The following is a 12,319-nucleotide window of genomic DNA, read 5'->3' as shown; positions in this document are numbered from 1 at the left end:
CAGGTGGCGCGCAGGATCGTCACCGCCATCCCCGGACCGAAGTCCCAGGAGATCCAGAAGAAGTACAACACGTACGTGAGCGCCGGGATCGGCCAGCATATGCCGATCTTCGCCGACCACGCCTCCGGCTCCACCATCACCGACGTCGACGGCAACCGCTTCATCGACCTGGCCGCCGGCATCGCCGTCACCGGCGTCGGCAACGCGGCCCCCGAGGTCGTCAAGGCCGTGCAGGACGAGGTCGCCAGGCTCACCCACACGAACTTCGCCACCACCCCCTACGCCGGCTACGTCGACGTGTGCGAGAAGCTCGCGAAGCACACCCCCGGCGACTTCCCGAAGAAGAGCGTGCTGCTCAACTCCGGCGCCGAGGCCGTCGAGAACGCGGTGAAGATCGCCCGCAGGTACACGGGCCGCTCCGCCGTCATCGTCATGGAGAACGCCTTCCATGGCCGCACCAACCTCACCATGGCCATGACCACCAAGTCCATGCCGTACAAGCGCGGATTCGGCGCCTTCGCGCCCGACATCTACGCCGTGCCGTTCTCCTACCCGCTGCGCGACGGCTTCGGAGCGGACGGCGTGGCCGCCGCCAAGGCCAGCATCGCCAAGATCGAGCTGCTCGTCGGCCATGAGAACGTGGCCGCCATCGTCGCCGAGCCCGTGCAGGGCGAAGGCGGATTCGTCGTCCCCGCCAAGGGCTTCCTCAAGACCCTCAACGACTGGGCCCACGCCAACGGCGTGCTGTACGTCTCCGACGAGATCCAGGCCGGGTTCTGCCGCAGCGGCAAGTGGTTCGCCTCCGAGTACTTCGGACTCGAGCCCGACCTCATCACCACGGCCAAGGCCCTCGGCGGCGGCATGCCGATCTCCGCGGTCACCGGCCGAGCCGAGATCATGGACAGCGTCCAGCCCGGCGGCATCGGCGGCACCTACGGCGGCAACCCCGTCAGCTGCGCCTCCGCCCTCGCGGCCGTCGGCCTCATGGAAAGCAGGGACCTGCCGGCCCGCGCCGCCCATATCGGCGACGTCGTCGACTCCGTCCTCGGGCCGCTGGCGGAGTCCGTTCCCACCGTCGCCGAAGTGCGCGGCCTAGGCGCCATGAAGGCCGTCGAGTTCGTCAAGGCCGGCGGGATGGAGCCCAACAAGGAGCTCGTCGACAGGATCGTCAAGGCCTGCCAGCAGGCCGGGCTGATCATCCTCACCTGCGGCATCAACGGCAACGTCATCCGTCTGCTGCCACCGCTCGTCATCTCCGACGAGGAGCTCACCGAGGCGCTTGACGTGCTCAAGGCGATCATCGTCGAGGAAAGCGCGAAGTAGGTCCCGATGAAGCTTTTCTCCCTGGGTCCGCGCGAGATCCACAGCTTCGAGCGCCTGGCGGACTTCGCGGCCGAGTTCCGGCCGTCCGCCAAGGACCTCGTCATCAGCATCCACCCGATCTACGACCGCTACGTCGCGAAGCACGCCGCCGATTCGCCGCATCTGCTGCTCGACGACTACGGCAGCCAGGAGCCGACCGACGAGATGATCGACGCCGTGCTCGATGACGCCCGCAGGACGCCGTTCGAGCGGATCATCGCCATCGGCGGCGGAGCCGTCATGGACGTGGCCAAGGTGGTCGCCGTCGCCGGGGACTCCTCCATCGACGACCTCATCGACCACATCGCCGACCATCACCGCACGGTGGGACTGGTTCTCATCCCCACCACCTGCGGGACGGGAAGCGAGACCACGGAGATCGCGGCCATCAACCGCACCCGGCTCGGCAGCAAGGCCGGGATCTCCAGCCCCGAGATGTTCGCCGACCATGCGGTGCTCATCCCCGAGCTTCTCGAGGGTCTGCCCGACCATGTGTTCGCCACGAGCTCGATGGACGCCCTCGTGCATTCCGTGGAGTCCGTGCTTTCGCCGAACGCCACGCCCTACACGCGGATGTTCGGCTATGCGGCCATGCGGATGATCGTCACCGGCTATCGCGAGATCACCTTCGCGGGTCCGGAGGGCAGCAAGGAGCGCCGCGCCAAGCGCAACGAACTGCTCAGGGACTTCCTCATCGCCAGCAACTACGCGGGCATCAGCTTCGACATCGGCGGATGCGCCGCGGTGCACGCGCTCAGCTACCAGCTGGGCGGCAAGTACCATGTGCCGCACGGCGAATCCAACTATGCGATGTTCACCGGCGTGCTGCGCAACTACATGGAGATCAAATCCGACGGCGAGATCGCGGTGCTCAACTCGTATCTCGCCGGGATCCTCGGCTGCGACGTCGCCGACGTCTACGACCGGCTGGAGGCGCTCATCAACCGTCTCCTGCCCAAGAAGGCGCTGCACGAGTACGGCGTCACCCGCCAGGACCTGCCGGTCTTCGCCCACCGGGTGATCACCACCCAGCAGCGGCTCATGAGGAACTGCTTCGTGCCCCTCGACGAGGCGCGCGTGCTCAAGATCTTCAGCGAGCTGTACTGAGGTAGGAAGTCAGGACGCCAGCCGGATCCAGGCGCTGGCGTCCTGCGGGAGGCGGCCGTCGTCGGTGAGCGGCACGGACGTGAGCAGCACCTCTCCCCGGGGAAGCGCCACGGGGTCGCCGCCGAAGTTCGTCACGTCCGCCCAGCCGTTCGAGCGGCGGTAGGCGATGACCCCGCCCTCATGGCCGTCGGCGCCGTCGTTCCGCCCCGAGGGACGGTCCTGGGGCAGCCATTCCAGCGTGGCATCCCGCGGCATCAGCCGATGACGCAGCGCCAGAGCCCGGCGGTAGAGCCTGAGCATCGAGTCCGGGTCGGTCTCCTCGGCATCGACGGCGTGCTCGCCGAACCAGGCGGGCTGCGGAAGATGCGGCTCGCGGGCCGGTTCGCCGACGTCCTCGGGCTTCACGCCTGGGCCGGCGACCATGGTGGCCGGCGAGAAGCCGAAGCTGCCCTCGGAACCGTATCGCTTGTGCGGATTCCCGCGCACGGGGGAATCTCCGGCCGTCCACGGCAGCGGCACACGGCAGCCGTCGCGCCCCTTGGAGACGTAGATGCCGTTGCTGCGGAAGGCGGTCGGGTCCTCGAGCCGGTCCCACGGCAGGTCCGCCACCTCGAAGAGGCCCAACTCCTCCCCCTGATACACGTATGCCGAGCCGGGCAGCGCCAGCTCCAGCAGAATGGCCGCACGGGCCCTGCGGGTGCCCAGCTCGCGGTCCTCGACGTAGGTCAGGCCGTCGCGCAGCGTCCAGTCGCGGGAGATCTGATGCAGCACGCGGCTGTCCACCTGCGGCAGGGCGTATCGCGTGGCATGGCGGGGAACGTCATGGTTGCTCATCACCCAAGTGGCCGTGGAACGCGAGCGCCCGGCCGCCGCCAGTCCCTCCTCGATGGCCCGGTGCAGCGACCCGCGCGTCCAGTCGGCCTTGGCGAACTCGAAGTTGAACACCTGCCCCAGCTCGTCCGTGGAGGCGTACAGGTACTGCCGGGCGGGGTTCACCCACGCCTCGGCCACGGCGAAGGCCGGCGGGTCGTACTCGTCGAACACCTTGCGCCATTCGCGGTAGATGTCATGCACCTCATCCCTGTCGTACAGCGGATGGCTGCCGTCCGCCGGCAGACCGGCGGGGGTCACCGACCAGTCGTCCAGGTCGTCGCGGTCGAGGTCCTTGGCCAGGCCGTGCGCCACATCCACGCGGAAGCCGTCCGCCCCATGGTCAAGCCAGAAACGCAGGGTCCTGAGGAAATCGGCGCGCACGTCGGGGTTGCGCCAATTCCAGTCCGGCTGCTCCCTGGTGAACAGGTGCAGATACCACTGGCCGTCCGGCACGCGCGTCCACGCCGGACCGCCGAAATGCGCCGTCCAGTTCGTGGGCGGCAGCTCGCCGTTCTCGCCGCGGCCGTCGCGGAAGATGTAGCGGTCACGCTCCGGCGAGCCCGGACCGGCCTTGAGCGCCTCGCGGAACCACGGGTGACGGTTCGAGGAGTGGTTGGGGACGATGTCGACGACCACGCGGATGCCGGAGCCGTGCGCAGTTCGGGCGAGCTCGTCGAAGTCGTCCATCGTGCCCAGACGCGGGTCGACGTCGCGGTAGTCGTCCACGTCGTAGCCGCCGTCCGCCAGCTGGCTGGGATAGAAGGGGCTGAGCCACAGCGCGTCCACGCCAAGGGCCTTCAAGTACGGAATCTTCTGCGTCACGCCGCGCAGATCACCGAGCCCCGAGCCCGAAGAGTCCTTGAAGGATCGCGGATAGATCTGGTAGACCACCGCCTGCTTCCACCACAGCGCGGGATCCCCCGCCTGCAGGTCTTCGTGCATGTGCATTGCGGATTCCGCCGGTTCCGTCATCCTCGACTCCTCACTGGCATGTGCCGTCGCGTCGTTCGCCGCGTCCATCACGTCGTCGCGTCCATTGTGTGCGACCGTGTCTACTTTCGGCATCCGCCGCCGATATCCTTCTGCGTGTCCGGGACGAGGGGTTCCGCCCATTCTGGGAGCATCCCACGCCGCATGGAACCGGCGCGGGGCGCGACCCGTGGCGGGCGTACAGTGGGTGACCTGTCCCCCTGTCGTCATCGGCATCAGCCGTGTCCACAAGACATGCCACGGGGGTCGGAGGGAAGTGGTCCATGAGCGGAGGGACAACAGGGTCGAACGCATCAGGCGGCGGGCGCAGCGTCGGACGGCAACGCCTATCCGGCCTGTCGCGTCGCCTCACCCGCGACGAGGCCTACCAGGACGGCCATCTGACGCGAGCCGGATTCGCGTCGCTGGCGATTCTGACCTTCATCACCTTCGTCGGCAACTTCACCCAGCTGCAGCTCAGCGCCGCCCTGCCGGACATCGTCTCCGAATTCGGGATCACCGTCACCACCGGACAGTGGCTCACCTCCGTCTTCCAGCTGTCCATGGGCGTCATGGTTCCGCTCACGGCCTATCTCACCCGGCGTTTCTCCACCCGGCAGATCGTCATCGCGTCGATGCTCGTGTTCACCGCCGGATCCGTGCTCGCCTGGCTGGGGCCGAGCTTCGGGCTCGTGCTGCTCGGCCGCACCCTCGAGGCCGTCGGAACGGGCGTCATGTGGCCCGTGCTGCAGATCACCGTGTTCTCCATCTACCCGCTGTCGCATCGCGGAGTGGCGATGGGCACGGTGGGCATGGCCATGAGCGTCGCCCCGGCCATCGGACCCACCATCGGCGGGCTGCAGACCGACGCCAACGGCTGGCGGTCGATCTTCCTCACCCTCACCATCACCGGGATCGTCGGACTGCTGCTCGCCGTGTTCGGCCTGCGCAACTTCGCCGAGAACGACCGCGGCGCCCGGGCGGACTTCTTCTCCGTGGGGCTGTCCGTCTTCGGCTTCGGCGGGCTGATGTTCGGCTTCACGAACATCGAGTCCTACCGCTTCGACCATCCCATGGTGTGGCTTCCGATGACGGTCGGCGTGGTCGGCATCGTGTGGTTCGTGCTGCGGCAGATCCATGCGGCCACGCGCTATCACGCGCAGATGGCGAGGATCGCGGCGGACGCGGATACGCGTACGGATGCGGATGCGGGCGGCACCGATGCGCGAGCGGACGGGGCCCCGGCCGGAGGCGAGGGCGCCGGCTCGGCGGCGAGGCCGGCGGCCACCGCGAAGCTCCCCCAGCCGCCGCTGCTCGACCTCGGCGTGCTGCGCAACCGCAGCTTCACCATCGGGACGATCTGCGCGGCTCTGAGCTTCTTCGCGTTCAGCTCGATTCTCGTCATCATCCCCCTGTACATCCAGACCGACCGCGGCTATTCCGCCACGATGAGCGGTCTGATCATGCTGCCGGGCGCACTGGGACAATGCATCTCGCAGTTCTTCGGCGGGCGTCTGCTCGACCGGCTCGGCGCGCGTCCCGTGGCGCTGACCGGCGCGATCGTTCTCACCTTCGGCACGCTGATGATGAGCTTCCTCGGGACGGACACCTGGATCTGGTGGATCTCCATCTGGCAGTTCGTCAGGCAGATCGGCATGGGGTTCGTGCTCATGCCCATCACCACCTGGTCGCTCAACTGCCTTGAGCGCAAGGACGTTTCGGCAGGGTCCGCCGTGACGAACACCGTGAGGCAGATCTCCGGCGCGGTGGGCGCCCCCGTGCTCGTCATCCTCATGGAGAGCTTCGCCAAGGCCCGCCACGCGGCCCTCGGCGGCGGAGCGGGCACCACGGCCGTGGCCAGCATCTTCGGTGTCACCTGGGCGCTGCGCATCTCCGCCGCCATCATGCTCGCCATGACCCTGTGCGTAGTCTTCGGCGTGCGCGGCGACGGCGCCGGGAACGCCCGCGGCATCGCCCGGCGCGCCATCGCCCGCATGCATGTGGTGCATCCGGGACGAGTGGCAAAGTAGGGAGCCGGTACGGAGACGGGCACCACAGGGGGGGCGGCAATGGAACATCGGGGATCGGGCGCAGACGGAGGAATCCGCCGCCGAATCATTCCGGTCGTCCTCTTTCTCGTCCTGTCGATCGCCCAGTCCGCGTTCTTTCTCACCGCATTCGGCCCCATGAGCATCCCCGATTCGGATATGAACGCCAACTCGGCGTACGCCTTGGCGACGGGACAGGCGTTCAACGCGACGACGACGGTGACGGACGGACACGGCAACCGCGTCCGCATCCAGCGGATCACCGGCGATGCGCGACTCCTCCAGAACCGCGGCAACCGCAACGAGACGGTGATGTGGCTGCTCGCCGACGTCCTGCACCGAGGCGACTGGGCCCTGCCCGCGCAGAAGGCCGTGGACGCACGACGCTTCGCCGTGGTGACCATCCCGAACGTGAACGTCAGCAGCAGAACGAACCAGTACCTGCCCGTCATCTATCTCCCCCAGGCGACGGGAATCGCCCTGGCCCTTCACACCGGCCAGAGCCCGTTCACCGTCTGGCAGTGGGGACGCCTATCCGGTCTTCTGGTCTTCCTCGCCGTCTTTGCACTGGCGATACTGCTGGCCCCGCGGGGACGATTCGCGCTGGCGGCCATCGGAGTCATGCCTCCCGTCGTCTTCATCGCCTCGAGCCTCATGCCCGATGGGCTGTTCCTCGCCGTCAGCGCGGTGTTCCTTGCTCTGCTGCTGCGCTGGACGGACCGTGACCGACCGCTCACCGCCGTGCAGATCGCCCTGGCGGCGGTCTGCATAACCCTGCTGTTCTTCTGCAAGGTGGTGTACGCCACCGAGGCGCTGCTCCTGCTCTGTCTGCCGGATCGGGTGCTGCCCCTGCGGCGCAAGATCGTCTGCACGCTTGTTTCGGCGCTTGCCACCGTGCCCCTCTACGCGTTCTGGGCACGTCGGTTCATGGGGCTGCTGGCCATCGTCAACGTCCACGACAACCTGGCATATGCGGCCTCGCATGCCGGCTCCTCGATCGCTCTGCTGCTCTGGAACGTGGCGATCACCATCCCTCGGGTCATCCGGCAGTCCTTCCTCGTGGCCCCCCTGACCGCCGGTGCGGCGACCCTCGGCGCGGCGACCGCGGTGGTCATCACGTGCCATGGACGGCGGACTCGTGGCGCTCCAAGCGTTTCGGTGGGCAGGCGAGGAGTGGGGACGTACAGGTATCTTCTGGCGGCCGTGGTCATCGTCGTCGTCGTGCTCGTCCTGGTCTGCGTCCCCCTGCTCCTCACCTGGAACGACCTGTCCACCATGCGCGTGCCGTCCAGCATGGATGGCATCCAGGGACGGTATCTGCTGCCGCTGCTGCCGCTGCTGCTGTGCCTGGAGATGCCGGCACCCGCGTCCGGTGGGCTCCAGACGCCGGATGGGATCCGCCCACCTGTCGATGCGACTGCTCGCCGCGGAGCATCATCGTCGGCGCCTGCACGGATTGCGACGCATGCCCAAGGCCACTTCGAAGAACCCGATGGCAGCTCATTGACGAGGCAGGCTCTGCCCCGGGCATGAACGCAGCACACCGAGCATCGAGCGGCGCTCGGGCGTGGTGACGGTGAGCGCGTATTCCCATTTCACCGCGATCTGCCGGGCCACGTAATCGCAGCGGAACCCCCGGTTCTCCGGCAGCCAGTAGGCGGCGGACGCGGAGCTCTTGTCCCCGTTGGCCTCGCCCTCCACGGCGAGGAGGTTGCGCATGTCGTTGCCGAAGCGCCACCGCCGGCGGATGCCCCAGTTCCGGGCGCCGGATCGCCAGGCGTTCTCGAGGGCGACGACATGGTCGATCTGGACGGCGGAGCTGGTGCTCGGGCCCCTGACGAAGCGGATGGTGGCCGCCGTGTAGGGGTCGCGGAGCGTGCCGCGCCGCACCGTGCAGCGGTCCGTGGGGTCGTAGCGGACGTTCTCCAGATCGCGGGCGAGCACCTCGTCGCGCACGTCGCAGCCGTCGGAATCCGCATCCGTCATTCGGTAGCCGAAGGCGTCGCGGTCGTATCCGGCGCTGGTCGGATGGTCGTCGACGGCAAGGCCTTCCAACGCTGCCGCGGCCGGTCCGGACACCGCGAAGCGTCCCGTGATCTCCCCGATTGTGTCGCTCATGCGAGGCAGCAGCAGACCGAGAAGGATCCCGGCGACCACGGCCACCGCGGCGAGGACGAGCAGCCGTTCCACAAGTCCCCCGGCGTTAAGAAGCGGACGGCGGAAGCGGGCTGACCGACGACGAATCATCGGGCTTCCCCCGACGGAGGACGCGTGGTCACACGCGCGGAACGCGTCCCAGCGAGGCGCGGCGGACCATCGTCGCGGGGATGAGGCCGGCGCCGTGCACGCTCGCCGCATAGCCCACCTCCGGACCTCCGCCGAGCAGCCAGACCGCCTCCCGCAGGGCCGCCGAGCCGATCTGCGCGAAATCCGGCCTCAGGGTGGACAGCGGCGGCATCATGGCGGCCATGGCCGGATAGTCGCCGAACCCCACCAGACTCACATCCTGCGGAATGCGCAGCCCATGCTCGTGCAGCGCCCGGGCGGCCCCCATCGCCTGGCCGTCGCTGGACGTCACCACCACCGTCGGGACCGCGCCGCCGGACGAGCCGATGCGTTCCAGGGCATGGTTCATCCGCGCGTACGCCTCCCCCGCATCCCAGGAGTTGCCGGGCACCACCACGTTCGGCAGGGACACCTCGGCGGTGAGCGTCCTCCAGGCGAGCAGCCGGGTCGTCGACCCCCGCCATCCGCGCGGGCCCGCGAAATACAGCGCCGACCTGTGGCCATAGCCGATCACCAGCCGCACGACCTGGGCCATCGCCCCCCAGTCGTCGCCGCCCACGACCGCGCTGCGCCGGCGCGACTCCTCGCGCATGGAGGACATCATGTCCCGCAGGCTCGCCTGGCCATGCGTGGACGTCACGATCACGCGGGGAAGCGGGGTGTCGAGCCGGCAGACGGCCCTCACCATCACATCGGTGGGGGCGAGCACGACCAGCGCGTCGACGCCCTGCTGGCTGAAGTCGTCGCATAGGCCGACCATATCGGCGTCCGTGCAGAGGTCCGCATCGACCAGGGACACGGTGGTGAACAGTGCGTGGGCGCGGGCCGTGGCGGACGCCGCCGCGAGCATGTCGACGGAGCGGGGACGCCACAGGCCGCCAGCGACCACGGCGATGGTGCGCGTGCGATGCGAGGCGAGCGCCCGGGCCGTGTTGTTGGGCTGGTACCCGAGCGTGTCTATGGCCTTGCGAACGCGGGCGCGCGTCTCCGGAGCGACGTCGGGAGAGCCATTGATGACGCGCGACACCGTCTGATGGCTGACGCCCGCCATCCGCGCCACGTCCAGCATCGAGGGGCGGCGGCCGCCCGATGCATTCGGGGATCTCCGGATGCTCATCGCGGATCCCTCTGCCGCGGACGGCCCTCCGTCCAATCGCCATCCGCCAGATGCCAGGAGACGCGGTGCAGGGGCGTGGGGCCGAGCCGCGCGATGGCCGCCCGATGGGAGGCCGAACCATAGCCCTTGTTGGACGCCCATCCATAGGGCTCGTAGCGGGGATTGCCCTTCGCCAAGCTCACCATGAGCCGGTCTCGGGTGACCTTGGCGACCACCGACGCGGCGGACACGCAGGCGCAGCGCCGGTCGCCCTTGACGACGGTGACGATCTCGGCGGGGACGGGGACCTCGGGCGCGTCGAAGCTGTCCCGGGCGCGGGTGATGTAGTCGTACGGCCCGTCGAGGATCCCGGCGACCGAGAGGCCGGCGTGCGCGCCAAGCCCAAGCTCGAGCTCCAGAGCGCGCAGGGCCCGCAGGGCGGCGACGCCGAGGGCATACTGGATGCCCCAGTCGTCGATCTCGTGGTTGTCGGCCTGCCCGACGGCGACGGCCGCGCACCAGTCATGCAACGGGCCGGCCAAGGCCTCGCGCCTGTGCGCGGTGAGAAGCTTGGAATCCTCCAGTCCCTCGGGAATCCGCAGTCCGGGAAGGTCACGCGTACGCAGGGCCGCCGCGCCCACCATCACCGGGCCGGCGAGGGCTCCGCGACCCACCTCGTCGAAGCCGACGACGAGGTCGAATCCCCGCCGGGCCAGCTGGGACTCGACCAGCAGCGAAGGGTGAAGAGGCGCGTCGTCGGATCCCCGGACACCATCGGAATCGGGAATTCCGGAGGAACCCTGCGTCCGGTCAGACCGCGCTGCCATCGGGGACGTTCCTGAAGACCTCATGATGCGATTCGAGCACGCCGATGCGGGTGAGCGGCCAGAAGGTCACCAGTCCCACGCCCACCACGTCGGAGACGGGCACCAGACCGTCGTCGCCGTCGTCCTGATGGTAGCGGGAGTCGGCGGAGTTGGCGCGATTGTCGCCCATGACGAACACATGTCCCGCGGTGACGGTGACGCTGAAGGCGAAGGAGCTGGGGTCCACGCCGGGACGGATGTACGAGGACTCGTTGACGGCCACGCCGTTGATGGTGACCGGGTATCCGGCGCCCTTGCAGGCGACGACGTCGCCGGGCATGCCGATGAGGCGCTTGATGAGGTACTTGCCGCCGATCGCGGAGCCCTCGTCGCTCAGCCAGTTCGCCGGGTCGTGGAAGACGATGACGTCCCCGCGCTTCAGCCCCGTGGTGCGGGTGGCGAGCTTGGAGGTGATGATGCGGTCGCCCACCTCGATGGTGTCCATCATGGATCCCGAGGGGATCATGTAGACGCCGAAGACGAATATGCGCAGCAGCACGACGATGAGAACCGGGATGCCGCAGTAGAGAAGGACATCACGAAGGCCGAAGGGTCGTGCGTCGGCCCCCTGACGATCGCCGCGGTCCCTCGACTGCGAATGCCTGCCGTTTCGGTGGCCCGGGTCGCGCCTGGCACCCGAGCCATGGGATGCCGAGGAAGACGACATGGCGTCGGCCCCCGCCAGCCCTGATGATTCCAGGGGACGCGGGTCGACGCCATGGTCGGCCACCTCGAGGATGCGGGAGTCTTCCGCGGCGCCCTGCGGCAAGTCGCCGGACGACACGGAATCGCTCACTTGGCCGCGGTGGTTGCGCCGTCGGCGCTGCCGGTGCGGCGCTCGACGATTCTGGCGGCCTTGCCGCGCAGCGAACGCAGATAGTACAGCTTGGCGCGACGGACGCGGCCCCTGCGCACGAGCCGGATGGAATCAATGGCCGGGGAATGCAGGGGGAAGCGGCGCTCGACGCCCACTCCGAAGCTCACCTTGCGCACGACGAAAGTCTCGCGCAGACCGGTGCCCTGACGGGCGATGACCACTCCGGCGAAGGCCTGCAGACGGGTGTTGCTGCCCTCGGTGATCTTGACGTTGACCTCGACGTTGTCGCCGGGACGGAAGTCGGGGATGTCCTCGACGCCCTTGATGTGCTTCGCCTCGTACTCTTCGATGGCAGTTGCCATGATGTCCTCCATCGCCGCCGCATGCCGACGCCAGATCCGGGGGCGTCCGACGCCTGCCGGACACCCCGATTCCACCCCCGGGACTCCCCCGAAGGACCTGCCGATTCGCCGTCCGCGACGATCCGGGAAACCCGGAACCGCGGCGGCTGAACGCTGCTTACGCTTCAGAGAGGCACCATGCGGCGAACCTCTCCCGGCATAACCTTCACAAGAATAGCAGGAACGGGCGAACCAATCAACCTCTCCGTACCGTCACAGCCGATTCATGGACCCCGTGGATGGCAGCGCGTACGGCAGGGCGTGAACATGCGGCGAACACACGGGCAACGATTGGACGAACCCGGCACCCCATTGTGTCGGGATGCCGAGAAACCCCGGAATTCCGCCGGAATCGGGGCATCGGCGCGGATTGACAAACACCCCGCCGATTCCTAATGTGACAGCACCGGCGGCATGTCACCGCGGCGAGGAGGCTGCCATGACCGCGATGTTCACCGGTTTCCACGTCCCATCCGACACCCCGGCCTCCTTCG

At 68.4% G+C, this 12,319-nt stretch carries 10 protein-coding genes; 4 read left to right on the top strand and 6 right to left on the bottom strand.

Annotated elements, in window-relative coordinates; genetic code table 11:
- Positions 1 to 1,323, top strand: a 1,323-nt coding sequence (gene gabT, locus RWX87_RS05705) for a 4-aminobutyrate--2-oxoglutarate transaminase (protein ID WP_314688489.1), incomplete at its 5' end; no start/stop codon positions are given.
- 6 nt (positions 1,324 to 1,329) lie between these two features.
- Positions 1,330 to 2,469, top strand: coding sequence for a 4-hydroxybutyrate dehydrogenase (locus RWX87_RS05700; protein ID WP_314688487.1), 1,140 nt, complete (start codon positions 1,330 to 1,332; stop codon positions 2,467 to 2,469).
- Between the two features lie 9 nt (positions 2,470 to 2,478).
- Here the strand turns inward: RWX87_RS05700 and RWX87_RS05695 are convergent, their stop codons facing one another.
- Complete coding sequence (locus RWX87_RS05695) at positions 2,479 to 4,314, bottom strand: glycoside hydrolase family 13 protein (protein ID WP_399552318.1); 1,836 nt, start codon at positions 4,312 to 4,314, stop codon at positions 2,479 to 2,481.
- A 281-nt stretch (positions 4,315 to 4,595) separates the two neighbouring features.
- Here RWX87_RS05695 and RWX87_RS05690 point away from each other — a divergent pair, with 281 nt between their 5' ends.
- The gene (locus RWX87_RS05690) at positions 4,596 to 6,341 is read left to right on the top strand and encodes an MDR family MFS transporter (protein ID WP_314688481.1); all 1,746 of its coding nucleotides are present in this window, start codon (positions 4,596 to 4,598) and stop codon (positions 6,339 to 6,341) included.
- A gap of 39 nt (positions 6,342 to 6,380) precedes the next feature.
- Positions 6,381 to 7,892 carry a DUF2142 domain-containing protein gene (locus RWX87_RS05685; protein ID WP_314688479.1) on the top strand — a complete coding sequence of 504 codons (1,512 nt, stop codon included), beginning with the start codon at positions 6,381 to 6,383 and terminating at the stop codon, positions 7,890 to 7,892.
- Here RWX87_RS05685 and RWX87_RS05680 read toward each other — a convergent pair.
- From RWX87_RS05680 to rplS, 5 genes are read right to left on the bottom strand one after another with little or no spacing between them, the layout of a single operon-like run.
- Entirely contained in the window at positions 7,860 to 8,603 is a 744-nt protein-coding gene (locus RWX87_RS05680; protein ID WP_399552319.1) for an HNH endonuclease family protein, read from the bottom strand. The genes RWX87_RS05685 and RWX87_RS05680 overlap by 33 nt on opposite strands.
- Positions 8,604 to 8,634: 31 nt before the next feature.
- A complete protein-coding gene (locus tag RWX87_RS05675; protein ID WP_314688475.1) occupies positions 8,635 to 9,762 on the bottom strand; it encodes a LacI family DNA-binding transcriptional regulator in 1,128 nt (375 codons plus the stop codon).
- Positions 9,759 to 10,568 (bottom strand): ribonuclease HII, encoded by an 810-nt coding sequence (locus tag RWX87_RS05670; protein ID WP_314688472.1) that lies wholly within the window; start codon positions 10,566 to 10,568, stop codon positions 9,759 to 9,761. The genes RWX87_RS05675 and RWX87_RS05670 overlap by 4 nt, the downstream gene beginning before the upstream one ends.
- A complete protein-coding gene (lepB, locus tag RWX87_RS05665) occupies positions 10,552 to 11,403 on the bottom strand; it encodes a signal peptidase I (RefSeq protein ID WP_314688471.1) in 852 nt (283 codons plus the stop codon). The genes RWX87_RS05670 and lepB overlap by 17 nt, the downstream gene beginning before the upstream one ends.
- Positions 11,400 to 11,786, bottom strand: a complete 387-nt coding sequence (gene rplS / locus RWX87_RS05660) for a 50S ribosomal protein L19 (RefSeq protein WP_314688469.1) — start codon at positions 11,784 to 11,786, stop codon at positions 11,400 to 11,402. Before rplS ends, lepB begins: the two co-directional genes overlap by 4 nt.
- Positions 11,787 to 12,319: the final 533 nt, after the last annotated feature.

Origin of the sequence: uncultured Bifidobacterium sp. (genome assembly GCF_963540075.1) — a bacterium.
In the GTDB taxonomy this organism is placed as follows: domain Bacteria; phylum Actinomycetota; class Actinomycetes; order Actinomycetales; family Bifidobacteriaceae; genus Bifidobacterium.
Note: the sequence above shows the minus strand (reverse complement) of the source record. Positions and strands in the feature narration are given on the sequence as shown.